The sequence below is a fragment of the Bacillus sp. FSL P2-0099 genome (genome assembly GCF_038007445.1).
GTDB lineage: Bacteria > Bacillota > Bacilli > Bacillales > Bacillaceae_G > Bacillus_A > Bacillus_A mycoides.
This window is the reverse complement of sequence record NZ_JBBOXE010000001.1, coordinates 3,308,604-3,333,723: the sequence shown is the minus strand read 5'-3', so window position 1 is coordinate 3,333,723 and position 25,120 is coordinate 3,308,604. Positions and strand designations below refer to the sequence as shown.

17 protein-coding genes and 5 pseudogenes are annotated in these 25,120 nt (G+C 34.6%); 16 read left to right on the top strand and 6 right to left on the bottom strand.

The window, feature by feature from the left end:
• Positions 1–25 precede the first annotated feature (25 nt).
• The 3 genes from MKY90_RS17155 to MKY90_RS17145 all read left to right on the top strand — a co-directional run bounded on the left by MKY90_RS17155 (position 26) and on the right by MKY90_RS17145 (position 3,449).
• Complete coding sequence (locus tag MKY90_RS17155; protein WP_002087566.1) at positions 26–1,285, top strand: MFS transporter; 1,260 nt, start codon at positions 26–28, stop codon at positions 1,283–1,285.
• Positions 1,286–1,385: 100 nt separating this feature from the next.
• Entirely contained in the window at positions 1,386–2,459 is a 1,074-nt protein-coding gene (locus MKY90_RS17150) for an LLM class flavin-dependent oxidoreductase (protein WP_016091903.1), read from the top strand.
• A gap of 51 nt (positions 2,460–2,510) precedes the next feature.
• The gene (locus MKY90_RS17145; protein WP_016091902.1) at positions 2,511–3,449 is read left to right on the top strand and encodes an alpha/beta hydrolase; all 939 of its coding nucleotides are present in this window, start codon (positions 2,511–2,513) and stop codon (positions 3,447–3,449) included.
• Positions 3,450–4,485: 1,036 nt separating this feature from the next.
• Here MKY90_RS17145 and MKY90_RS17140 read toward each other — a convergent pair.
• Positions 4,486–5,244: an NAD-dependent epimerase/dehydratase family protein gene (locus MKY90_RS17140; protein WP_085312018.1), complete on the bottom strand. Its 759-nt coding sequence runs from the start codon at positions 5,242–5,244 to the stop codon at positions 4,486–4,488.
• Between the two features lie 142 nt (positions 5,245–5,386).
• Here MKY90_RS17140 and MKY90_RS17135 point away from each other — a divergent pair, with 142 nt between their 5' ends.
• The 7 genes and pseudogenes from MKY90_RS17135 to MKY90_RS17100 form a co-directional block, all read left to right on the top strand.
• Complete coding sequence (locus MKY90_RS17135) at positions 5,387–6,274, top strand: LysR substrate-binding domain-containing protein (protein WP_063217444.1); 888 nt, start codon at positions 5,387–5,389, stop codon at positions 6,272–6,274.
• Positions 6,275–6,420: 146 nt separating this feature from the next.
• Positions 6,421–6,664 (top strand): annotated as a pseudogene (locus tag MKY90_RS17130) (GNAT family N-acetyltransferase); the annotation flags it as partial.
• A gap of 386 nt (positions 6,665–7,050) precedes the next feature.
• Positions 7,051–7,725 carry a response regulator transcription factor gene (locus MKY90_RS17120; protein ID WP_002185294.1) on the top strand — a complete coding sequence of 225 codons (675 nt, stop codon included), beginning with the start codon at positions 7,051–7,053 and terminating at the stop codon, positions 7,723–7,725.
• Positions 7,722–9,089, top strand: a complete 1,368-nt coding sequence (locus tag MKY90_RS17115) for a sensor histidine kinase (protein ID WP_098167787.1) — start codon at positions 7,722–7,724, stop codon at positions 9,087–9,089. Before MKY90_RS17120 ends, MKY90_RS17115 begins: the two co-directional genes overlap by 4 nt.
• 182 nt (positions 9,090–9,271) lie before the next feature.
• On the top strand, positions 9,272–10,252 hold the full coding sequence (locus tag MKY90_RS17110; protein WP_098167788.1) for an alpha/beta hydrolase: 981 nt from the start codon (positions 9,272–9,274) through the stop codon (positions 10,250–10,252).
• A 293-nt stretch (positions 10,253–10,545) separates the two neighbouring features.
• Positions 10,546–10,659, top strand: a pseudogene (locus MKY90_RS17105) (YjcZ family sporulation protein); the annotation flags it as partial.
• A 782-nt stretch (positions 10,660–11,441) separates the two neighbouring features.
• Positions 11,442–11,657: pseudogene (locus tag MKY90_RS17100) on the top strand (hypothetical protein); the annotation flags it as partial.
• 730 nt (positions 11,658–12,387) lie between these two features.
• Here MKY90_RS17100 and MKY90_RS17095 read toward each other — a convergent pair.
• Positions 12,388–13,020 carry a lysozyme family protein gene (locus MKY90_RS17095; RefSeq protein WP_002035240.1) on the bottom strand — a complete coding sequence of 211 codons (633 nt, stop codon included), beginning with the start codon at positions 13,018–13,020 and terminating at the stop codon, positions 12,388–12,390.
• Positions 13,021–14,464: 1,444 nt separating this feature from the next.
• On the opposite strand from MKY90_RS17095, the gene MKY90_RS17090 reads away from it, so the two are divergent.
• Entirely contained in the window at positions 14,465–14,659 is a 195-nt protein-coding gene (locus MKY90_RS17090; RefSeq protein WP_033732005.1) for a hypothetical protein, read from the top strand.
• Positions 14,660–14,827: 168 nt separating this feature from the next.
• On the opposite strand, the gene MKY90_RS17085 is transcribed toward MKY90_RS17090, so the two are convergent.
• Positions 14,828–16,084, bottom strand: coding sequence for an ATP-binding protein (locus MKY90_RS17085; protein WP_002185304.1), 1,257 nt, complete (start codon positions 16,082–16,084; stop codon positions 14,828–14,830).
• 1,031 nt (positions 16,085–17,115) lie between these two features.
• Here MKY90_RS17085 and MKY90_RS17080 point away from each other — a divergent pair.
• The gene (locus MKY90_RS17080) at positions 17,116–20,385 is read left to right on the top strand and encodes a VaFE repeat-containing surface-anchored protein (RefSeq protein ID WP_341092023.1); all 3,270 of its coding nucleotides are present in this window, start codon (positions 17,116–17,118) and stop codon (positions 20,383–20,385) included.
• Positions 20,386–20,898: 513 nt separating this feature from the next.
• Here MKY90_RS17080 and MKY90_RS17075 read toward each other — a convergent pair.
• Positions 20,899–21,153 carry a SunI/YnzG family protein gene (locus MKY90_RS17075; protein ID WP_002035246.1) on the bottom strand — a complete coding sequence of 85 codons (255 nt, stop codon included), beginning with the start codon at positions 21,151–21,153 and terminating at the stop codon, positions 20,899–20,901.
• 244 nt (positions 21,154–21,397) lie between these two features.
• Between MKY90_RS17075 and MKY90_RS17070 the strand changes: the two genes are divergently transcribed.
• Positions 21,398–22,141: a M15 family metallopeptidase gene (locus MKY90_RS17070; RefSeq protein WP_033709884.1), complete on the top strand. Its 744-nt coding sequence runs from the start codon at positions 21,398–21,400 to the stop codon at positions 22,139–22,141.
• Between the two features lie 1,401 nt (positions 22,142–23,542).
• Here the strand turns inward: MKY90_RS17070 and MKY90_RS17065 are convergent.
• Positions 23,543–23,839: a hypothetical protein gene (locus MKY90_RS17065; RefSeq protein WP_235711987.1), complete on the bottom strand. Its 297-nt coding sequence runs from the start codon at positions 23,837–23,839 to the stop codon at positions 23,543–23,545.
• 129 nt (positions 23,840–23,968) lie between these two features.
• On the opposite strand from MKY90_RS17065, the pseudogene MKY90_RS17060 reads away from it, so the two are divergent.
• The 3 genes and pseudogenes from MKY90_RS17060 to MKY90_RS17050 form a co-directional block, all read left to right on the top strand.
• Positions 23,969–24,037: pseudogene (locus MKY90_RS17060) on the top strand (Holliday junction resolvase RecU); the annotation flags it as partial.
• 5 nt (positions 24,038–24,042) lie between these two features.
• Positions 24,043–24,390 (top strand): annotated as a pseudogene (locus tag MKY90_RS17055) (recombinase family protein); the annotation flags it as partial.
• A 61-nt stretch (positions 24,391–24,451) separates the two neighbouring features.
• Entirely contained in the window at positions 24,452–24,835 is a 384-nt protein-coding gene (locus MKY90_RS17050; RefSeq protein WP_407707983.1) for a hypothetical protein, read from the top strand.
• Between the two features lie 52 nt (positions 24,836–24,887).
• On the opposite strand, the gene MKY90_RS17045 is transcribed toward MKY90_RS17050, so the two are convergent.
• Positions 24,888–25,094, bottom strand: coding sequence for a hypothetical protein (locus MKY90_RS17045; protein WP_215599458.1), 207 nt, complete (start codon positions 25,092–25,094; stop codon positions 24,888–24,890).
• Between the last annotated feature and the right edge of the window lie 26 nt (positions 25,095–25,120).

The window sequence follows — 25,120 nt, the reverse complement described above, 5'->3', positions numbered from 1 at the left end:
ATCTAATGTGATTGGAGGTTAAGGTATGTTTAAAACAGAGACAAATATAGAAGATGATCCACTCTACACTAAGATAAGTCATAAATCTTCCATAACAAAACCTAATTTGAATCAACAGCCATCCATGTCTCACGCTTTGGCATTATTGTTTGCGACTGCCTGTGGAATGTCTGTTGCCAATATTTACTTTGCACAGCCGTTGCTTGATCAACTATCTAATGAGTTTAGTATTAACCATTCCATTATTGGTATTGTTATTACCGTTACACAAATTTTTTATGGAGTGGGCTTACTGCTACTCGTACCACTTGGAGATTTGCTAAACCAGCGACGTCTAATTGTCGGTCAGATGCTATTATCTACAACAGCTCTGGTTATAGTTGGTACTGCTTCCTCCAGCATGGTACTTTTCGCAGGTATGGCTTTGGTGGGTCTGCTTGCAGTTGTGACACAGACTCTCGTGGCGTTTGCAGCGACCATCGCTTCCCCTACAGAAAGAGGACGTGTCGTTGGCATTGTAACAAGTGGGATTGTTATTGGCATACTTCTTGCACGTACTTTTGCTGGTATATTAACAGATGTTGCGGGATGGCGTTCTGTATATCTATTTTCTGCTGCGCTCATGCTTTTGATGGTTTTTATGTTTATAAAGATGTTGCCCAATGTTGAGCGCGAGGTAAAATCGCTATCTTACCCTCAGTTGATTAGATCGGTGCTTGCTTTGTTTATTCAAGAACGAACGTTACGCGTTCGCTCTGTTCTAGCCATGCTGATTTTTGCTGATTTCAGCATTTTGTGGACTTCACTAGTACTGCCACTTAGTACACCTCCAATTGCTCTATCTCATAGTGCAATTGGCGCATTCGGTCTTGTAGGTGTGGCTGGAGCCTTAGCTGCGGCACGGGCAGGGAAATTAGCCGATCAAGGTTACGGACAACGAACGACAGGTATTGCTTTAGCTCTATTATTGATTTCATGGTTGTTCATCAGTTATATAGAGCAGTCATTAATCGCATTAGTGATAGGGATAGTTCTACTTGATTTGGCCGTACAGGCAATACATGTCACGAATCAAACCATGATCCTTCCATTGCATACAGAAGCACGGAGTCGACTTACTGCTGGATATATGGTGTTTTATTCTATCGGCAGTGCTGGTGGTTCAATTGCGTCGACTCAAATATACGCACACTTTGGCTGGGGAGGGGTTTCCTTACTCGGAGCCTCTGTCAGTGCTTTCGCTCTTCTTTTTTGGGCTATGACCAGACGAGTTAAGATTTCATGAAATAAACGTGTGTTAGCCAATATGAGAAACACGTTACTACCATAAAGGAAATGATTAATTTTTTTGACTTAAAATCTAATTGGACTAGGAGAGATAACAAATGGAAATAGGTATTACGTCTTTTGTAGAAACGAAACCAGATGTACATAGTGGTGAAGTGATAAGCCACGCACAGCGATTACGTGAAGTTGTTGAAGAAATCGTTCTTGCTGATCAAGTAGGACTTGATGTGTTTGGTGTTGGTGAGCACCATAGGAAGGATTATGCAGCATCCTCTCCAGCGATGGTTCTATCAGCCGCGGCACCACAAACGAAAAAGATACGGCTCGCGAGTGCAGTAACTGTGCTTTCTTCAGCTGATCCTGTGCGCGTTTTTCAGGATTTTTCTACACTGGATGGCATCTCAAATGGACGCGCAGAGATTATGGCGGGTCGCGGTTCCTTTATCGAATCTTTTCCATTGTTTGGCTATAACTTGAAAGACTATGAAGAACTGTTTGAAGAACATTTGGACCTACTGCTCAAAATACGTCAGTCCGAAAAAGTGACTTGGGAAGGCGGACATAGACCAGCAATCAATAATTTAGGTGTGTATCCAAGACCTGTTCAAAATCCTTTACCGATATGGGTTGGTAGTGGTGGGAATCAGGAATCTGCTATCCGTGCCGGTTTTCTGGGATTACCACTTATGCTGGCGATTATTGGTGGTAGCCCAATGCACTTTGCACGAATTGTACAGCTATATAAGAAAGCGGCGGCTCACGCTGGTCATGATGTATCAAAACTTCAGGTGGGATCTCATTCAATTGGATTTGTTGGAGAGAATACGGAATTAGCAGCAGATACATTTTTCCCTTCCACTCAGGCAGGCATGAATAAACTTGGTAAAGAGCGGGGGTGGCCTTATTATGATCGTTCCAGCTTTGATGCTGCACGAAGTTTTGAAGGGGCGTTGTATGTTGGTGATCCAGATACAGTCGCTGAAAAAATCATACATCTTCGTAAGCATGTAGGGATTACACGCTTTATGATGTATGTACCATTAAGTACCATGCCACATGATCAAGTCATGCGTGCCATAGAATTGCTTGGAACAGAAGTTGCCCCTCGTGTACGAGAGGAAATTGCCAAATGGGAAGCTGAAGGAGAACAGGAGACACATCTATTCCGTTAATCATTCCATAAGAATTGAATCAAGTCTCATTATTTACCTGGAGGAATTTATATGAAAATTGACAGTCGAGTATTACCAGAATTAAAACAGGCTTTCTCACAATTTCCAGGCTTTCAATTAGAGGAGAATTTAGAGTCGAGTCGAAGTCTCTTGTCGAATCCACATTTGGAAAAATCAGAACTTGTACACATGACCAAGCGAATGATTCCTCGCGCTGCCGGCGAGATGTTAGTTAAAGTTTACGAACCAGTTGAGAACAATCTTGATAAACTTCCAGCTATGCTGTGGATTCACGGTGGTGGATACGTAATGGGACACCCTGATATGGACGATGTTTTGTGTGAACGCTTTGTTCAGACTGCTAAATGCGTTGTTGTGTCTGTCGATTATCGACTTGCTCCCGAACATCCTTATCCAGCGGCTATCGAAGATTGTTATGCAGGCTTGGTTTGGATGACAAATGAGGCAGACTCGCTTGGCATTGATGTGAATCGAGTTGCGATCGCCGGTGCAAGTGGAGGCGGTGGACTAACAGCAGCGCTTGCGTTAATGGCTCGGGATAAAGGAGGTCCATCTATTATTTTTCAGATGCCGCTGTATCCGATGCTTGATAGCCACAACATAACACCATCAAGCTATGAGATTATAGAAGACAATGCAACATGGAATAGATCAAACAATTTAACGGCTTGGAATATGTACTTGGGAAAGAAGAACGATACTAACGAACCATCTCCCTATGCCGTACCTTCGAGAGCAGACAACTTAGCAGGACTACCGCCAACTTATACATGTGTAGGTCAACTCGATTTATTCCGAGATGAAATTATTGAATATGTAACACGACTTGCACAAGCAGGAGTAGATGTTGAATTTCATCTCTACCCCGGCTGCTTCCATTGCTTTGAAGTACTTGTGCCTGAAGCCGAAGTGAGTCAGCGTGCCAGTCAGAATTATTTTGATGCGATGGCACGGGCGCTTCATCCATAACTTATCTTAGTTCAGTCATCGGGGTGTTCAACTGAAGGCATGAGTGATAGCTCTAAATTTATTCGATGAGTAGAGATTACAGAAAGAAGTACAAATAGTGCCACCATATACTTTAAATTTTGCCCCTTACTCATTGATTAAAAACAGGAAATATTTCAAAGTTGGAATAGTTAACCAAGGTTTCAAAATAGTGTGCTAGCAATTCAACTTTTTTACTGCGATTACGATGATAAGCACAATCAACACTTTGGAGCGTTTTTTTTCGTAAGCCGAGTTACTTTTTTAATCGCATTCATACTAAACAGCAGCAGGAAAGGGCGCCAATTGAACATTGGCACCGTTTATAAGAAGCGATAGACTGCATCCTTAGCTGGATCTTCATTTCAAGCTCGGAAAAAATAGAATTAAGTTCTTTTGGTAGTTGATGATATTGGTTATTTTGAGCTATTGTAGTTAAGGCACCTCTTCTGTGGTAGTGATTTCTAGGTAATCTCACTATACCAAGGATCGAGGTGTTTTTCATTTTACTCAAGTTGTACAGTACACAATTGATAGACTCTAAATTCAATATAGCTAAATCTCCCCGCTTATTTTATAGGTGCGAAAGTTGAGTTATTTGATTCCCATCTTAATGAAGAAGTATTGAAATATATTTCTCCATTAGAATGGGAACACATTAATATTCTAGGAAAATACCGATTTAGTATAAAAGAAATTGCATCATTAGACTCCCTACAATCACTACAAACAACTTAACAGTTTCTCTTAGAGTACCGGAAATCGGCTTTTTCTTATGAAATTTTGCTTAGCGTACGAAATTCGCGTTTTGATGGTGCTCCCCCATTATGTTGAAAAGGAAAAGAACATCTGTGGAACTAGTGGTGACAATAGAGTTGTTCCACAAATGAGACAGAAGAATAGTGTGCTCTATCTGATAAAATTGGGATATTATGATTATAGAAACTGCAGTTATTGAAAATAGAACAAATAAAAGCTAAATAACAATAATATAATCTCTTTTCTAGATATGCCTTTATCAAGAATCAAAAAACTTAATACCACTTAGTACAAAAGCATCAGAACTTGGGCTATAACCAACTAACTTTCTTGTTCCTTCAATATCAATTCGTTTAAACCTGTTGTTAGATACACCATGTAAAATTGAAAATGGAGGTAAGTTCTTTGCCGTCATCGACTTTAAGAGAAGGTCCATAAAATCTTCTGGGCTTAAGTATGCACTCATATCTCTAGCTGTTAGTGGTTTACCATATGGATTATAATCATCATATGCACCTATACGAATAGCAAGACTTTGTAACCCTTCTTCATAAGCAAAGTAAGAAGCAACAGCCTCTGCAAAACACTTACTTACCCCGTACATATTTTTGGGTCTCGTGGGTGAATAAGTATGTGGTTGATAATCCAAAGGATAGCCTTCAATTGTTTGAGCACTGGAAGCAACTATCACTTTGGATACATTATTATCACTAGCAGCTCTAAAAATATTATAGGTTCCCTTTATATGATTTTCTAATAAGGAGCCATAAAAATCAGCATTTGGCGAAGGATTACCTGCCAAGTGTATAACTATATCTATACCTTTCGTAAATTCTTGACAAGCAGCTAAATCAGAAACATCTAAATATATGATTTCATGATTTGTATCTTTAAAAGTTTCTAAAGCAGATAAGTTAATATCTGCTAGCCGTAACTGGTAATTCCCTTGCTTATCTAGGAATCTTGTAACATCTTGGCCAATCTTACCTGCAGCACCTGTAACTAAAATTTTTTGCATTTCACTTCATCCTTCCATAAAAAATACATCCCTTGTCAAGGGTCATATAATAGAGCATGCACTTATTGTATGTTGGTAATGGCATTAAATAAAACGAAGAAATATAATGGAGACATGAATAAAATTCATGAGGAGGACCATAGTGACTTTAACAAAATATGAAATATTTAACAAAGTGGCAGAACTCAATAGTTTTACAAAAGCTGCAGAAGTGTTAGGTTTCACCCAATCTGCTGTAAGTCATGCAATTAGCAGTTTGGAAAAAGAGTTTTCCTTTCCTTTATTTATTCGTAATCACTCTACTTTAACATTGACCAAAAATGCAGAGGAGCTTTTAATTACCGTTCGGAAAATTTTATACTATAACAACATGCTGAAGCAGGAAGTAGCCGCTATCAATGGGTTCCAAAAAGGAACAGTAAGAGTGGGGGTTTTTTCGAGTATTTCTAAAAACTGGATTCCTGGTATTCTTAAAAAAATGGAGGGAAAGTTTCCAAATATTGAAATCGAATTACTGGAAGGAAACTATGCTGAGGTTGAGGATTGGTTACAAAACGGGAGATTAGATTGTGGATTTATTAATAATGATACTTACTTTGAATCCTTTGAAAAATCCTTTGAAATCGTACAATTGAAGAGGGATCGACTTTTATGTGTTGTATCTAACCAATCCCCATTATGTAAGGAAAACCAAGTATCAATGCAACAAATAGAAAATGTACCTTTTATTATGCCAACATATCAGTGTTATGATGATATTCAAAAAATATTTAGGGAGAATAAAGTTAGCCCCAATATTCGATTCGAAAATATGAATGAATACTCAGTGATCTCCATGGTGGAGAATAATCTAGGAATTAGTATATTGCCAGAAATGATTATACCGACATCAAAAATTTCTTTTGCAGCAATTCCACTTGAAAGTGATAGCTATCGAACTATTGGATTAGCTATAAGAAAACCAACCTCACTCGCGACTAAGAAATTTTCTGAGATTACTAAAAGGTGGGTATCATTTGAATCAACTTAATTTTGCCAAAATCTGAGTTATTTAAACTGATATGGTTCTTCTTGAACGGAGCAGATTAATTCAATAAGCAATGAGAAAAGTTATATATTATGTGTCGATGTAGAACTATAATATACAAAAATCAGGAGGTGATTATATAGTAATATATAAATTTTACGACAGAACACCCTAATAACTTTGACTAATTACTAAACCTATATGAATCTTTATGATGGAATTCACTTAAATTAACAAGTAATGATTTGGAACGAATGTGCAATCAAAGTTGATACGCCATACACATTTGATGGAAAATAATTAGTGGGTATGGGACGTGTTATTTCAGATGGTGTAATTACTGGAGTAGTTTGGGAAATATGCGTTCTATCAATCTATCTGTCCGAAGGAATCGCCGCCATGTACAAATCGCGCTGGGCAATTGAATCATTTTTCCGCTGGATTTAGCAGAATTTGAACGTTCCCGTATTGTTTGGCACAACATCCAATGCGTTGTTCAATCAGTTATTCACAGCTATAATTGCCTATGCTTTGCTGAAATTTCTTCGTGCACAAGGCCAAAAGACAAAATAAACGCTTGTCATTTGCAGGTTTCACACGCCTGTTTCTTTGTGAAGCCTCGTCAATTGAGTGGCAAATTAGTTTGAAAGAAACACTTGAATTCTACAGGTCGATAAATCAAGAAACTGTATTACTTTGGTTAATCAACATACGTGTTAATTTATAGTATAATGATTGCTTGAAATAATGCGGTGGAAAACAGGGAAAAGAGGGAACCGATGCCTACTATACTAGTTGCTGACGACGATGCGAACATTCGCGAACTCGTCTGTTTATTTCTACGCAACGACGGATTCGCAACAGCTGAAGCAGCGGACGGCAAGGAAGCACTGGCCGTCTACATCTCAACGAATGTCGATCTTGTCGTACTTGACATTATGATGCCGATTATGGATGGTTGGACGTTAAGCAAGGAGCTCCGAAGAGCCAATCCTGATCTACCTTTACTTATGCTGACTGCGAGAGGAGAAACATGGGAGAAAGTGAAAGGTTTCGAACTTGGGACGGACGATTATTTAACCAAACCATTCGATCCGTTAGAGTTGACGGTTCGTGTTAGGGCACTACTCAAACGATACAAGATTGGCTCCACGCAGAAGATCCATTTCGGGAACGTCATCCTTGATCGACAGACCTATAAGGTGATGAACGGGACGGAGTCGCTTACGTTGCCGCTAAAGGAGTTCGAATTGCTGTATAAGCTCGCTGGAACACCCGGACAAGTCTATACGCGCGTGCAGTTGATCGATCAGATTTGGGGTATCGATTACGCCGGAGATGATCGAACGGTAGACGTACATATTAAACGGCTGCGTGAACGGTTCGCGACAACACCCGATTTTCGGATCGAAACGGTGCGCGGGCTTGGGTATCGGCTTGAGGTTTATGAATGATCAGATCCTTATATATACGTGTTGTCCTGACATTTTTAGTCTCCATCATCGGGGGCACGATCATTTCTTTTTTTGTGTCAACTTGGATATTCGAAGATAAATTGAACGAAAATGCTCAAATCAACTTACGTAACTTTGGCCAAGACATCGTCCGGATTTACAAGACCTTTCCGTTACGTGAAGCGGACTTGTTCGTAAGTGAAATGAAGCAGCTCGATTCTTATTATATTCGAATCTACGAAGCAACGGGTCAGTTCAAGTCTTACGGTAAACTTCACGGACACAAACCTGCGCCTGTGACGATGGAGCAACTAAAGAAAGTATTAGATGGAGGTGTTGTTCAGGACACTCCTAATGGTATTGCCACGGTCCTCTTAGGGTTGCCGTTGAAAACGGAAATGGGAACGAAAGCGATATTTTTGGAAGCGCTCGCCCCTCCTTCAGCCTCTTTTGTCACAAAGTGGGCATTGGTCTTTGCAACATGTTCGTTGATTGCAGGAAGCTTATTGATTCTAGTTGCCTCTGTATTCCTGGTAAGACCGATAAAAAAGCTGACAAAAGCGACCAAGCGGATAGCATCTGGAGATTTCAACGTCAAGTTGAATATTAAGCAAACGAGTGAGCTGGGTACTTTGGCTCGCAGCTTCGAAGAAATGATGCACGATCTGCAGCAACTTGAGCAGATGCGCAGGGAATTCGTAACGAACGTGTCGCACGAGGTTCAGTCTCCGCTCACTTCGATATCCGGTTATGCTCTAGTGCTTAAGCAAGTTGACCTTTCAGAATACGAACGAAGCCGTTATCTTGATATTATCATCGCTGAAGCGAAAAGGATGTCCAAAATGAGCGATAACCTGCTAAAGCTGAGTTTTCTTGAATCGCAGTCAAAGCAACTGCGACTCGTCACACTCAGCCTCGATGAACAAATCCGACGGATAATCGTGGCGCTCCAGCCACAATGGTCTGCTCGCGATATACATTTCGAGCTTGATTTACAGACAGTTAAAGTAACGGCTGATCATGACCTGTTAAATCAGGTATGGACGAATATCCTCAGAAATAGCATCAAATTTTCCGAGGATGCCGGCGTGATTAACGTAAGCATCAAACAAGATATCAAAAACGTGACAATCCTAATATCCGACACTGGTATTGGTATTCACCTTGACGACCAGAAGCGTATATTCGATCGTTTTTTTAAGGCCGATCGTTCCCACAGTCGTAAGTATGACGGAAGTGGTATGGGACTCGCTATCGTTAAACAGATCGTGTCGCTTCATCAAGGTGACATCCGAGTGAAAAGTGAACTTGGTCAAGGAACGACCTTCATTGTCACCTTGCCAATCACTACACCAACAGATTAGTTAGATTCATTCTCTATGCTACGACTCATATGCAAGCTTACTTGCATATAGAGCTGTAGCATTTTTTTTGGCAGTTCATATTCAGTTCATATTGTCGTCATGGTGAGTACATCTTCATTGGTTAAGTTTTCATTACAGGCACATGAAGGAAGGCAAACAGATCAGGACAGGAGAAGATGAAAGTGACACAACAAGAGGAAAAGAAAATGCTGAGGGGAATGAAAATAAAGAAAGTGCGAAACATCTTACTTAAAATCATAGGAGCAATCGTTCTAGTCATTGTACTTTTTTTAGGTATTGTTTATATCGTAAATGTGATGAGTAGTCATTCGGAGCAAAAACGAATAGTGCCCTACGGGCAGCACGTATCTGTAGACGGGAAAAACATGAATGTGTTAATTCAAGGCGAGGGCGAGGAAACGATCGTGCTCCTGCCTGGTTATGGAACAGCTACTCCAGGGCTTGATTTTAAGCTTCTTATCGATGAATTATCTCCATTTTACAAAGTTGTTGCGGTAGAGCCTTTCGGTTATGGATTAAGTGATGAAACTGTAAAAGAGCGAACCACGGAGAATATGGTAAGTGAAGTTCATGAAGCTCTACAGCAGCTTAATATTAACAGATACATGCTCATGGGCCACTCCATTACAGGTATTTATGGAATTGATTATGTGAACAAATATCCAAACGAGGTGACTGCATTTGTCGGAATCGATAGCAGTGTTGCAACACAACCGGGTATGGATAGCAATTTCCCATTAAAAACGTTTGCATATCTCAAAAAATCAGGTCTCTTAAGATTGGCTATGAAAATCAGTGCTGACCCCTATGCTGGACTGGCATTTGATGAAAAAACCGTAGAGCAAATGAAAATGATTTCGAATAAAAACATGTATAATGACACAACCTTGAATGAGATGGATCATATTTCGTCTAATTTTAAAGGGGCTCAAGGTTTAATCTTCCCTAAATATCTTCCACTTCTTCTCTTTGTACAAGCGAATAATGAAGATGTAGCAGGATGGATACCTCTGCATGAAGGGCAAATCAAAGACTCGGTACATGGAAAAGTAGTAACCATGGATGGATCACATTATTTACACCATACCAAATTCAAAGAAATCGCTGAAAACGTTAGACTATTTATGAAAGAAGTAAAGTAAGTGTTCAGAGAAAGGTTCATCCGTTATTTTATGCATTTGTCTACAGTCTGCAAGACCATCATTTCGATGGTCTTTTTTATGTCCAAACAGTTGTATATTTCCAAACCAAGATTATACTTTCGCCTGAAAGACATTGGGTTGCATTTTCATATTAACTAACGAGGTAGGTGTGCGACCGAGCCTAGGTCGTATCATATAACGGGTGGGATTCCCGTCGAGTAAGAACTAGCCATTCGCTCGTAGCGAGTCTTGGAGGGCTAAAGGTAACTTTAGTCTTTAAGCGTTAACAGTTAGGTGGCGGATTTGCTTTACTGATCGTTCTATTCATCCTGTTAATCATTATAGGATGTAGTTGTTGGGGCGGCGGTAGCGGCGGATTCGGTTACTATAAAAAGGGGTACTCATAAGAGTGTCTTTTTTCTCAATATAAGAACTCTAAGAATATGATATTATTTTAATGCAAATTCCCTTTTGTGCAATGAGATAGTAGTGCCCAACAAAAAACCCACCTATTTCCGTAGGTGGGCCTTATCTTTATTACACAATATCAAAGTATACTCTCTTTTTCTCGTAAATTTTATGTAATTATACATATTTGTAAAAATTACATAAAATAAATATTACATGTAGTAAAATATAAATTGTGGACACGTTCTATAAAGCTGATTCTCCGATTAGAAGGCGTAACACATCTCAACCATATAGGTGTGGTGTGGCGTTGCGTTGCTTTAATCTAGCCAAACAAACGATCTCGATTCTCTTGTATTTGTACACTAACAATCTGTTGAAAATAAATGATTCTGTTTTATAGGACGTGTTTACTTAATGTCCAATACATATTATTAAATTAAAGTGGTTCAAGTCGGAGGAAGGCACCTTAGGGTGTCTTTTCTTTATGGGGTCTCACAACATCGGTATCTGACTTATTTTTTATGTTTATCATGCAATTTTTTGTTGTTGCATTTATTTTTATTAGCTTGATAGCGATGTGGCGGTACCCCATTAATAGAAAACTACTGCAAGAGTTATAGTTTTATGTTTTCATTTCCCTTTTGGCATTTATCTTTTAATCAGATGAATGCTTTTTTTAGTACATAATAAAAAAATAACCAGAAAAACTGTCACAAAATCCGTTTTTCTGGTTTCTCTATAATACAGGCATCAAATTGAAAGTGAGGTTTAAACTAACATGTTAACCATAGAAAATGAAGAAAGTCATGCTTCTGATATACCTTTTGAAGATTTATTTAAGCAGTACTATGCTTATGCTGTGAAGCAGATTATATGGATTGTTAAAGATCAATCTATCGCTGAAGAGTTAGCACAAGAAGTGTTTTTACAATTATATCGTAGCGACTGGAAAGTAATTGAAAACATACCTGGATGGTTGATTAAATCTTCTACTATTTATACGCGTTGTTACTATACGCTAAGGAATAGTAATAAAAAGATGATGCCGATAAAACTATATAAAAACCAAAAGAATCCTAAGATGGGGAATGTTTTATGAAAATTAAGCATGGTAAACCTCCTTGGGTATATAAAGGATTATAATACATCGTTGGTCTATTTAGAATACTAACCATGAATTGGATGGCATTAGGCATGGTTAAACTAATAGAAATGATACATTAAACATATTTAATGAGTCTGCTAGGTATAAAGATAATTGATAATCATACAATGATATGGAAGGGCCTTTTCTAACGTGTTAGTTACCTCAACGTATATGTATCTCTTGGCGCCTGGGCGAGGGTGCTTTTTTTATTGCACATTTATAATATGGACAAGCATAATATTATGTAACAGGACGAGTTCTTCGTGTCCTATTCAATGCTCAGGATAAACCCCAATTCACATTGAGAGCACCAATAGCGAGGGTACTCTCTTTTTATGGAATCTACATTTATTTTTATGCCTAATGAATTCGCTAAGTGGATACTATTTCATGTAAAATGGTGATTTTATTTATATTCTGGATAGATTTCTTGCGAAATATGTAACTAGAGCCGTATTTAAATTGAAATATGATACGATAGTTGTATATATACATTTAGATGGTAAGAGGGGATAAAAGTTGATGAAAAACCATATAAAAGTAAATGGAAAACTCCTTCAAACAAATATATACAATTTTAATTTTTTTGGAGGCGTTCTTCAATAAGTTTTGCTTTTTCATTCACTTTTGTTGTATATGTGAAATCACCGTAACAATATGGATATCTAAAATTTTGTTTATTTCCACCACAAGTGTATGTAGCTGGATTCTGATCAACTTTCAACTTAGAAAACTGTTTAGCTGTATCTTCCGAGTGTTGTTTAGCTTCTTGATTGGCAATAAAATCAATATAGCCTGGCCCCATATTATAGCTTTGAATAATTGTATCCATGCTAACACCTTTTTCTTCTCCATATCTATACATTTGAACAAAGTGCTTTACCCCTTGTTTAATGCTCAAGTTTATCTCTTGGATTTCATTTGGCTTTAATCCAAGTGATTCGGAAGATTGCATAGGGTCGTTGCCCTCACCCCTACTCTCGTGGTACATAATTCCTAGTAAAATTGCTGTTTTTTCTCCCAAATTATATTTTTCTAATTCTTTTTTCATGATGGGCTCATATTGCAATAAACGTTCCTCGGTAGCAAACGCTTTATTTTTTTGAGTATTGGTTTTGTCATTAAAATATAGTATCCCGATTATTGTTCCTAACCCTAAAATACTAATAAAGAATAATATAATAGTTTGTACTTTTCTCTTATTCTTCAAATATTACTCCTCCTTTTACAAGAAACCCTATTTTCAATGGTGGCTGGTTATTAAAAAAATTCAATAATTCTCTATTTCCCAGCTTTTTTAGACTCGAAAATTTTTTTCTAAATGCTAAGTTTAATAGAAAAATTTAAAGATAAGGTAAAGATAAGATAAAGATAAAATAAAGTCCATTTTTTAGGGTATCCATTATGTGTTCTAAAGGCTCCAGATTCAAGAGATATATTATCTACATAACCCATAAGAGAGAAGGAGGTAAGCAAAATATCACTTGAAACAGACATAATTCTTTCTTTATTAGATATAAAACTGTGGATGGCCCATCATTCGGAAATTAGTCGCTTAAAAATAAAAAAAAAATTAAAATCAGAACCGTACCTCAATAAGTCTTCAAGTGTTAATAAAAGAAAACTATATAAGGTGAGGGAATAAAGATTCAACACCAATGATTATCAATAATTGAAGTGCTAATGATTATAATAAAAAGAACCTTCAATAGGTTCTTTTTTATAGTTGGTAAATATGTTATCAACAATAGATGGTAATAAAGATAGAAATTTAGACACTTTTTATTAATGGGCTAAGTTTTCTTAGGAAGAAATCTATTTCTCATGACTGATCGCTAGATATAACAGGATATATCATTTATTAATTTTGGTGGGTGATTTAGCTTTTTGAGTTTACCACACTAAAATTTAAATTTTGTTTAGGGACAAAATGTTACATTCTGAATTAACAGAAAATTAAGGCGGTAAAAATCCTATTAAATCTTTTATCAGGTAACTCATATTTCTTTGGCCTTATTTTCATGGTATTACCGAACGTTTATATGTCTCTAAGGGAAAGAAATACTTTAAGTTTTATTACCATCTAATGTTTGATTAAGATGGTAACATGAAAATAAAACGTTTACAACTAGAAAATAAAGAAAAAATATAAAAATTCGACTTTTTTCGACATTATTACTATGAGAGAAAGAATCTAAATTAAGTAAATCTTATATTTAGAGGGGATATTTACCTTATACATAACGGTTAAAACATTTGCAAATGTTTCACGAGTAATTAAAAACGTCGAATATAAAATTATATTGTGACAATTTTAAACGAACATACTTTATAATTCATACTTAGACTAATAAATTAATTACTAATAAATTAAATACGCTATATTTAATAGAGTATAATACGGAATATTTAACTTTAATGTTCCATATTATATATAATTATGAATCATTTAACATATTTGTTGCGGAAAATTTTGACATAAGATATTTTAAATATTAAGCACAGAAACATTTCAAAGAAAAAGAGCTATTTTAAAATGTACCCTAAAAACGTTTTTCCTAAAAAGTAGTAAAATTTTGCAAAACGTTTCTGTGCCTAATTAGATGAAAATAATATAATAAATTGTTTAAAAGAGATAAAAATAAGTTACTTTTATGGAGAAATATACATCTCATACTATTAGAATTATGTCAAATTGTAGTTTGCAAATTACATTTCAAAGTATAAAAGGGGCATTTATTGCAGCTCGAATATCTATTACTGATTTATTGCATAAAAAAGTAGCTGCACAAAAGTACAGCTACTTTTTTCTTGAAAACATTATTATGCAAATAGCATACTTAACGTAAACTTGCGCTTAACGGTACTTGTGAATAAATTGTGAAATTGCTGCTCTATGTTTCTAACTAACATTTTTGCACCAGAACCATATAAAAAGAGGACGAATAGTTACGTCTTCTTTTTATATGGTTATATTAGCTACAAAATAATATCATTTAAATAAATCTTCTATTATATTAGCAGGGGATAGTGATAGAAAAGTGTGTTCCTTTTCCTAGTTCACTTTCTATCTCTATATCTCCGTTTAATTCTTTAATAATACTGTACGCAATCATAGTACCAAGCCCAGTACCTTTTTCTGTTGTTGAATAAAATGGCAAGGCAATACGTTTTATTTGTTGGGAAGACATTCCTATTCCTGTATCAATAATATCAATTACAATATTACCTTTTATTTTTTGTATATTTATTTGTAATACGCCACCATTTTTCATAGCCTCAATTCCATTTTGTATGATGTTGGTTAGACATATTTTAAATTTTTCAGTATTAGCATTTATGTAAAGGGAATCTGTTGTAATATGCTGTTTTATTTCAACATTATATGAAAGAGCGAGTGGTGAAATATTATCTTTCACTTGATTTAATATGTAATTAATATCTAGTTCCTCTTTTATAATGTTTTGTGGTTTGGTTAAAGATAAATAGTTATTAATAGTAGATTGTATTTGCTGCATTTCAAGTAACATAATTTCTAAGTACTTATCTTGGGACATCTTAGCACTCTCATCTTCATTTAGTAATTGAGTGAATCCACGTACCGTGGTCAGTGGATTATGAATTTCATGCGCGATCGATGCAGCTAGTTCGCTAGCTATATAAAATTTTTCTGCTCTTTGCATTCTTTCTTTTATTTTATATTTCTCGATCATTCCTTCTATTAAATAAACTGATAATAATACTGTGAAAATATTTATGATTATATAATTGAATAAAAATTCAATGAGAGTAGAGTCAATTTTAACACCTGTATTTATTTGCGTTACAATACCGCAGATAGAAAGGGAAGTTGTACATATCAAAATAAGTAGAATACTTAATAATATCTTCTTTTCCTTGAAATAAGTAGGTGACAAGTAACGAAACATGATTGTAATAACAGAAATAATAGTAAAGATAATAAATGATGGGAAGACTCCGCTTCCACCTAAGTAAAATCTATAAGAAAGATATAAAACTCCAATACAAATAATGCTCTTTGTATTTCCATATAGAAAAACTAATATAATGGGAATAAAACGTAAATCATAAATGAACCCAGCGTGTAAATGAAAAGGAAAAGTCATACAAAAAATAATTGCAATGGAGGAAAGTACAGAAATTAATATATTATTACATGCCATTTTTTCTTTATGTTCTAGCCAAAATACTTGGTAACTAAGGATACAAATAATAATAATAAATGTATTTAATAATAGTGTAGGAATTCCCATAGTTTATACCTCTCTGAGAGTTTGTAAGTAGGATTATGTATGTGTTTAATCTAGGTGTTTGATTTTATTAGATTTTCTATCTTTAAAAAAGAAAAGGAAGGGCACTTGAAAAAGTGCTTTTTTACCATTTATATTAAAATCGATGAGGAAGATAGAAATAAAAAGTTACTTTTACTTATGAACAAAAAAATTGAAAGTAGCCCTTGTATAGGTAAAAGATAAAGAAAATTACAGAAATAGTTACGTTTCTCTGGAGTGAATATTCCGAAAAAACATTGTGTATGGCGAAATCCATTTTATAACCTTCGCCATATTAACATGTAACTTATTAAATTACAAAGAAAAAAATTAAAAATTATTATTTTTTTGTTATTTTAATTTATTTAAAAACGTAAAAGTATTCAAGAGGTTACCATTGAGATGCTAGGGTACTTAGACCAATATTCGAACTTAGTAATAACGTTGTTACTTTTATACTAATATTCTTAATACTAATTTTAGTATAATTAATTGATTGAAAGTTCTAATAATTATCTACGTGCCCCTTTTTTTATATCATTTTATATTAAATACAATGATATTTATTGTCACATAATAATGCAAATTTCCAGTAAACTAATAGAAAAAATCCTATAAAAACATAATTTACTATCTTTTATATAAACATTGCAGGTGTAAATGCAATAAAATTTCATTATTAATACATATATTCAATCTGAAAATATCTGTTTACATATTAAAATATCTTTGTAGTGGTCCTTCATGCCAAGAATCGTTTCCGTACTCCAACTACCGTTATTCTAGTATTTTACCAAGTTTCTTATTTTGCTAAGGTATCCTAATATTGTTACTTTTGTGAAATGGAATATTTTAATATTATAATTTATAGTGGTTGTTGAGAAAATAAATAATTTGTAAAAATAATATAATATTTGTAACTTTATGTCTTATAATATGAAATATCTTCGTTGTGATTATTTTAAATATTTGAATAATACATCGGATTCATTTTATCTAGGGAGGTTTTAAAATTGGGGAGAAGAGTTGTTAAAAGAGTTTTTGCATTATTATCAGTACTAGCATTATTCTTTAATGTGTTTCTACCGAAGGCAAATGCGGAGGTTATGACGCATGAAAAGTATTCAATGAACTGGAGTTATAGCAACAGTTTAGGTAAGTACATTCGAACTGAAATTATTAAAAATTCAAGCGGTCAAATTGCTTATTGTTTAACTCTTGGCTTAAAATCACCAAATGGTGAAGATCTTCCTGAAATGGGGAAAACAGATAATGTAGTATATAGGGTTCTATTAAATGGTTTCCCACAAAAAAGTATAGAACAACTGGGAGTAGCTAATAAGAATGAAGCACATTATGCAACTCAGCTTGCGGTTTGGAATGCATTAGGTCAACTTGATGTAAATGAATTAAAGCATGAAAATAAAAATGTTGAAAAAGCGGCTAAGACAATTATTAATGCTGCAAATACAAGTGAAGATACTCAAGATATTTTTATGAATGTGATTCCTGCTGAAAAGCAAAAGGCAGAATTAAAGGGTGAGTTTTTTGAAACAAACCTATACACAGTACAAACAAATGCTAAGAGTGGTTCTTATAAAGTAGTAGCGAAAAATGCACCTAATGGAGTTAAAATTGTTAGTGAAAATGGAGAAGTGAAAGATCAGCTTTCACTTGGGGAAAAATTCCGTATCCAAATTCCTAAAGATACAAAAACAGGTGAATTTAATCTAAGTGTTGCTACAAATTTAACTAAAGTTCAAGCAATTGCTTATCGCGGTACTGATACTGTTCAGAATGCTACAGTGCTACTAGAAAGAAATGAGGAAAAGCTTAGTAGTGACCTTGCAGTAAATTGGGAAGCTGCTGGTTCTTTAAAAATTAAAAAGGTTGGGGAAAATGGAGAAATATTAGCTGGTGCAGTATTTGAAGTCTTTAATGCAAATAATGAATCAGTTGGAAAAATCACGACGGGTGCTGATGGTACTGCAGAATTAAATAACCTACCAATTGGTACCTACATAGTAAAAGAAATTAAAGCACCAACAGGTTATGTTTCAGGTGATAAACCACAAACTATTGAAGTTAAGACAGGGGAAATAGGAGCTGTTCAAGTAGTAAACAACAAAGTAAAAGGTAACATCGAAATAAAAAAACTTAGTGATTCAGGTAAGATGTTACCTAATGTTGAATTCACGGTCTTTACTGAAGATGGAAAAGAAGTGAAAAAAGTAGTAACAAAAGAAAATGGAATTGCAAATGTTGATGGTCTTACGTATGGTAAATATTATTTCTTAGAGACAAAAACACCTAATGGATATATTGGAAATAAAACAAAGTATCCTTTTGAAATTAAAGAGCACAATAAAACACTTACTTTTACAGTGGAAAATGCAGAAGTGAAAGGTAGTGTGAAATTACTAAAAGTAGATAATGAAGATATCAGTAAAAAATTAGAAGGTGCAGTATTCGAGCTAAAAGATGCAAGCGGGAAAGTAATTGGGGAATATAAGACAGATAAAAATGGTGAAGTTAACGTCAAAGATTTAGCGTATGGTAAATATTCATTTGTAGAAAAGGCTTCTCCAAATGGTTACGTTCTTATTACAGAACCGATTGTGTTCGAAATAAAGGAACACGGAAAAATTATTGAGCTATTAGCAGTTAATCATCTTATCAAAGGTAATCTAGAAATTACAAAAGTTGATGTAGCTGATGGAAACAATAAGCTTCCGAATGCAGAGTTTACTATTTATAATGAAGCAGGAAAAGAAGTAGTTAAAGGGAAAACAGACGATAAAGGTATCGCGAAGTTTGAAAAGTTACCATTTGGAAAATACACATATAAAGAAACTGTTGCACCAAAAGGTTATGTATTGAATGAAGAAATATTCTCTTTTGAGATCAAAGAGAATGGTCAAATCATTAAACATATTGTCAAAGATGAAAAGATTCCATCAGTAAAAACAACAGCTACTGATAAAACCGATGGTACAAAAGAAATGCACACTTCTAAGTCTGTAACAATCCAAGATAAAGTGGAATACAAAGACCTACAAGTAGGTAAAGAGTACACTTTAAAAGGTAAATTAATGGATAAAGAGACTAATAAACCATTAGTTGTAAATGGTAAAGAAGTAACTGCTGAAACTAAGTTTACACCAAAAGAAGCAAACGGTTCTATTACACTAGATTTCACTTTTGATGCAACTGGTTTAGAAGAAAAAGAAGTAGTAGTATTCGAAGAGTTACTGAAAGACGGAAAAGTTGTTACTACACATGCTGATATCAATGATAAAGGTCAAACGGTTAAGTTCGTTAAGCCATCAGTAAAAACAACTGCTACAAACAAAGCTGATGGTGGAAAAGAGATTCATTCAAAGGATTCTATCACTATTCAAGATAAAGTAGAGTATACTAACTTAGTTGTTGGTAAAGAGTACACTGTAAAAGGTAAATTAATGAACAAAGCTATTAACAAACCATTATTAATTGATGGTAAAGAAATAACAGCAGAGACTAAGTTCATTGCAAAAGAAAAGAATGGTTTTGTAACATTAGACTTTACTTTCGTTGGTGCTGAACAGCAAGGAAGAGAAGTAGTTGTGTTTGAAGACTTATTGCATGAAGGTCAAGTAATTGCAACTCACGCTGACATTAACGATGTAGGTCAAACAGTTCGATTTGTAGAGCCTTCTATTAAAACGACAGCTACAAACAAAGCTGATGGTTCTAAAGAGTTAGACGCTTCTAAATCTGTAACAATCCAAGATAAAGTGGAATACAAAGACTTAATCGTGGGTAAAGAGTACGTTGTAAAAGGCAAACTAATGGATAAAGCAACAAAAAAACCATTATTAGTTGATGATAAAGAAGTAACAGTAGAATCTAAGTTTACTGCAAAAGAAAAAAATGGTTCTATCACACTCGATTTCACATTTAATGCATCTGCATTACAAGGTAAAGAAGTGGTAGTGTTTGAAGAATTGTATCAAGATAATGTCTTGGTTGCTATTCACGTTGACATCGAAGATAAGGGTCAAACGGTGAAATTTAAAGAAGTAAAACCGGAACAACCAAAACCAGAACAGCCAAATCAAGATAAAAATACTCCAACATCAGAGCAACCTAAAGAGCAACCACAACCTAAGAAAGAAATTCAATCTAAAATTGGATGGTTACCCCAAACAGGTGCTGACCTTACAAGTTGGATCTCTATGGCTGCAGGTGCATTATTGTTAATTGTTGGTGGAGTGATTTTCCTAAAACGTAAAAATGCATAAAAATTAAAAAATAAGCACATCTGTTTTTTTACAAGATGTGCTTATTTTTATGTTAATAATTTAGTCCTATTTACAGTATTTTAATCTATTTGCTTATTTTTGAGTTGTTGTAATAATTCCCTGTTTTCTTTTCCTTAGCTTCCAAAGTGTCAGCTTCTAAATTCACTGTGAGACAAAATCCCTTAGCTATTTCAAAAGGTCTCATAGAGAACTGGGGGATATAATGCTCTTTTTTTACAAACTGTGTTTTTTCTGCCGTGATAAAGCAACAAATCCTTTCCTGCTATCATTATAGAGATAATTTTATCAAAAAAAGAGAGCGTTATCTCTTCAATTTAGATAAATGGGACACAAAGTAGTATGGTGTGACAGAAGTGGCTTTGGCCTTACTGAAATGTTAAAGGGAATTTTCATTCATATAGATTGTTTTAAAAAAGGTGCGAAGTCAATTCTATGACTTTGCACCTTTTTATTTCACTTGAACTTTGTTTAAGCGCGTTTATCTACTCATTGTTAAGCGTGAATTGCGTTTAAAATCGACACTTTATTCGTAGTAAATAATACATAATTTTGTTTTACAGTTCTAATTAATATACGATCAGTTGTCCCATATGCTGTTCCGATACGGATTGCACTTGGTTCTTCAACACCCGCATAGGTAGCATCTTCGGTAACCTCAATCACATCACGTAATGGAATCGTGACCTCCGCAAATTGCCATGAAATAATTAACTCTTCTTTTGTTTTTTTGACATCAATACCTAGCATTATACCAAGACCTTTCTATAATAGAATGCTACACTTCTTATCTTGTTATACAAATTTTTAGATTATTTTTCTACATGTATGAATAGAGCTGATATTTTAAGGGTGCCAAAAGAAAGGGAAGATATACTATCAATCTATTAAGGAATGCGTTATGAAGAAAAGTTCACAGGGAATTAATATGGATTTGATATGGTTGAAGTATGATGAATGAGTAACAGTAGGAGTTGCAGGAAGGAAATGAATGATGAGACTTAAATTAGTAGGAACCTTAACTTGTATAGTAGTAATGTTAGGTATCTTTATCATTTACACCAATATATCTATTGGTAAAGAACCCTATAAGACAAACCATGAAACTAGTGAAAACTCCATAAATAAAGAAAAAAATAGTAAGCAAAATGGGACCTCAAATAAGATAGCAAGTTCCTTTGCTAGTATACAGGCTGTAGTAAATAAGGAATATGGTTTACCCGAAGACTATATGCCAGAGGATTTAGTTGTACCAAATGTACCGTTCTCATTTAGTGGAACGGTAGAAAAGAGTCATCTTCGTAAAGAAGCAGCGGAAGCGTTAGAAAAACTATTCCTTTTAGCTAAGCAAGATGGGATCCAGTTGAATGCTGTTTCAGGATTTCGTTCCTATGAGTATCAAAAAGGTCTGTATGCCAACAATGTTAAAAAGAAAGGGCAAGAGCATACGGATCGCTTCTCTGCAAAGCCAGGGCATAGCGAACATCAAACAGGGTTAACGATGGATGTTTCTTCTAAAAGTGCGAACAATGAACTAGAGCTATCCTTTGCGAATACGAAGGAAGGAAAATGGCTGAAAGAAAACGCGCATCGTGCAGGGTTTATCATTCGTTATCCTAAGGGGAAGGAAAGTATTACGGGTTATGCATATGAACCTTGGCATATTCGCTATGTAGGAGATATTGCTGAAAATATATATAAGGAAAAACTGACTTTAGAAGAATATATGAATCTGTGAAAATAGAATTGAAGAGTTAAATTGTATTCATTGTTTATGAATGCTACTTTTTCTATTAAAAAGCCTAATTTCTCAATGTTTTGTAGAGAAATTAGGTTTTTTTCATCACTTCATTAGAGTTTTTTTAGGCTTCGTTCGTTGGTATACTTCACACAATATTATAAAGGAAATAGAACTTACTGAAGATAACATATGAATGTTTTATAAATGTATCAAAAAAGTGAACAAAATCGTTATTTTGCACAACAAGATAGTCAGCGTAATGAAATAACTGCTTGTAAAAAAAGAAGCCCTATAGGAAATATTACAGGGCTTCACCAAGTTGAGTTATGTCGTATTCACAAGGGATTTTAACATGATATTTGTGTTGAATAAACTGGCAAATGTGTCCAAGTAATTTGGAGCTATTTTATAAAAAAAGAGAAGCGCTTAATCAGGACGCTCCTCTTAATGCCAATACACAATAACTATCCCATTATACTGTATAAGCGTAAAATATTTAACAATTACCTTCATGGTAAATATTTCATTTTGTCTTAGTACCTTTAAATCACGAAAAAAGGTTCCGCTGTTTCCAACAGAACCTTTCCTAAAATGGCAAAGAGTAACTCTTACCTTACTCTTTGTTCATATACTACAGGAGTTTTAATGAAAATCCAAGGATCCTTATATTGAGAAATAAAGAAGAATCATTCTAAAGAATCTTATCTTTGTTATAAATATAAGAGCAGTTAGCAAAAGCTAACTGCTCAATACAAGGAGATACAGAGAAAACTAAATGGATTTTGGCATACAGCCTATCAACATTATGGACATAATATTGATTTTTATTCGAAGGAATTCATGTTTTACAAATCAGATTATGATAGTCGATATTCTCCATATTGACCAGAAAAGAACCAAGAATTCTAGTGAAATTCCAAGTGTTTTTTTCCTAGTTTTTTGAAATTCTTTTACTAAATAGCCAATAGCGCTAATTGCTAGAAGAATGAAAAGAATAAGTTCTAGTGTAACTGGCATTTGATCTACTCCTAATCTATTATTTTAATTTAGTATATAACGATTATAAGATATTTTTTTGTGGTTAGTGGTGAGAAATTAAACAAAACCATCTCTTTACGAAAAAAGGTCCTGTTGTTTCCAACAGAACCTTTCCTAAAATGGCAAAGAGTAACTCTTACCTTACTCTTTGTTCATATACTACAGGAGTTTTAATGAAAATCCAAGGCTCCTTATATTGAGAAATAAAGAAGAATCATTCTAAAGAATCTTATCTTTGTTATAAATATAGGAGCAGTTAGCAAAAACTAACTGCTCATCTCCAAGGGGGAACAAGGAGAAAAATCTAATGTCATCTATATTATTGACGGAATATTGAGTTTTACTCATAAAAAACTACGTTTAACTTAATGCATAACCCACAATCAAAGTTAGTGTTAAAAACACTGATAATAACAATGTTAGTAAGACTGTTGCTACACTCCTAAGCATCGCAATCCAATTATTTATCTTAGAAAATCCTATAATGCCAGCAAAAAAAGTTCCTATTGTTAAAAATAGTAATATAAATAAAGGGTGAATGTGTAATGAATCCGTGAAAAATTTGAATAATTCAAGTGGAATTTCAAAATATAAACGGAATAGTCCAACGCAAATCAAAGAGCATATAAAGGACCATAGATTGAGGTTATGCTTCATAGCTTTCTCCTATGTTTTCAAAATAGTTTTACTCAATTTTAATGGGAAATGAAGGAAAAAGATAGAGGTTATAAATTAGAATCAATTTTTTAACAAAATAATCCTTTTAATAAAAAGCGAGGAATAACAATGGGACTCGGAAACCGTGGGATGGCATTTGAAATGCTTATCAATCTAGCGAATGAAATGTATCATAGAAACAATTAAAGAAAAAAGGCGCTTCTATTAAGTCGTTAAAAGACAATTGGTTTGATACTACAAGCGATAATCCATACAGCACTTTCCGACTCACTGTAATGGCTGGTGTTAATCAGTTAGAACGTGACCTAATTCGAATGCGGCAACGAGAAGGTATTGAACTAGCTAAAGAGCGTGGTGTTTATAAAGAGCGCCCTAAGAAGTACGATGATGATAATCCTAATATGGAACATGCTTTAGATCTGCTTGCAAACCGAAAGGAAAACAAGCTTACAGTAAAGAAGATATGTGAAGTTACAGGTGTAAGCCGCACGGTTCTTTATGAGAGAGCAAAAGAAAAGGGAGTTATGTAGATTTTAAAGCAGCGAATCCGCTGCTTTTTTATTTTATCAAATAAATTGTTTTTGAGTAGAAATGAAAATAGGGGTTTGCCTTAAACATTTATTATTAATCAAGAATATGAGTATAGAAACAGGTTTAAATTTTGTAATGGTGGAGGGGATTGTTGTGGACATAACTCAAAGTGTGGTAAGAATAGTGGTTAATGGGAAAGACCTTCCGTTCACTTCAGTTCAAACCTCTGCATGGAATCATGGACCTGTAAATGATTTAATCGTTTCGACGAATCAGAGAGTGAATGAGCTTTATCAATTCATATGGTCACAAGTACCAGTTACGATCTCGGTGTATTTTCTTCAAGGGGAGGACTTAATGAGATTCGCTAGGATCGCTGGAATTAATGAACGTGTAACGGGAGAATATATCATTTCATTTGGGGATAAGAAGAATTCAAAGTAGCTTAACAGCTGCTTTTTTATTTTGCATAGAAAAAGGAACCATAATAGGCTCCTTAATTTGATTCAGAAGTTGTGTAGTTTTTCTTGATGATATCTTTTATGTTGATAATTAAGGATATAAGGAATCCAGCAGCTAGGATACCGTTTACCCAGTAATATGTATTCTCGGATGTAAATTTATTATAAAAGGAATCGATATTATAATACACTAAGCCTGCTGAAATGACGGTAGAGATTACTAACGTACCAAAACTTTTCATGACGCTGCCCTCCTATTCTGAAATTT

Coding starts and splice junctions, on each gene's coding strand:
- MKY90_RS17155 (WP_002087566.1), top strand. CDS start 26: ATGTTTAAAACAGAGACAAATATAGAAGATGATCCACTCTACACTAAG.
- MKY90_RS17050 (WP_407707983.1), top strand. CDS start 24,452: ATGAAAATAGGGGTTTGCCTTAAACATTTATTATTAATCAAGAATATG.
- MKY90_RS17150 (WP_016091903.1), top strand. CDS start 1,386: ATGGAAATAGGTATTACGTCTTTTGTAGAAACGAAACCAGATGTACAT.
- MKY90_RS17120 (WP_002185294.1), top strand. CDS start 7,051: ATGCCTACTATACTAGTTGCTGACGACGATGCGAACATTCGCGAACTC.
- MKY90_RS17070 (WP_033709884.1), top strand. CDS start 21,398: ATGAGACTTAAATTAGTAGGAACCTTAACTTGTATAGTAGTAATGTTA.
- MKY90_RS17045 (WP_215599458.1), bottom strand. CDS start 25,094: ATGAAAAGTTTTGGTACGTTAGTAATCTCTACCGTCATTTCAGCAGGC.
- MKY90_RS17075 (WP_002035246.1), bottom strand. CDS start 21,153: ATGCTAGGTATTGATGTCAAAAAAACAAAAGAAGAGTTAATTATTTCA.
- MKY90_RS17065 (WP_235711987.1), bottom strand. CDS start 23,839: ATGAAGCATAACCTCAATCTATGGTCCTTTATATGCTCTTTGATTTGC.
- MKY90_RS17115 (WP_098167787.1), top strand. CDS start 7,722: ATGATCAGATCCTTATATATACGTGTTGTCCTGACATTTTTAGTCTCC.
- MKY90_RS17090 (WP_033732005.1), top strand. CDS start 14,465: ATGGAGAAATATACATCTCATACTATTAGAATTATGTCAAATTGTAGT.
- MKY90_RS17140 (WP_085312018.1), bottom strand. CDS start 5,244: ATGCAAAAAATTTTAGTTACAGGTGCTGCAGGTAAGATTGGCCAAGAT.
- MKY90_RS17085 (WP_002185304.1), bottom strand. CDS start 16,084: ATGGGAATTCCTACACTATTATTAAATACATTTATTATTATTATTTGT.
- MKY90_RS17145 (WP_016091902.1), top strand. CDS start 2,511: ATGAAAATTGACAGTCGAGTATTACCAGAATTAAAACAGGCTTTCTCA.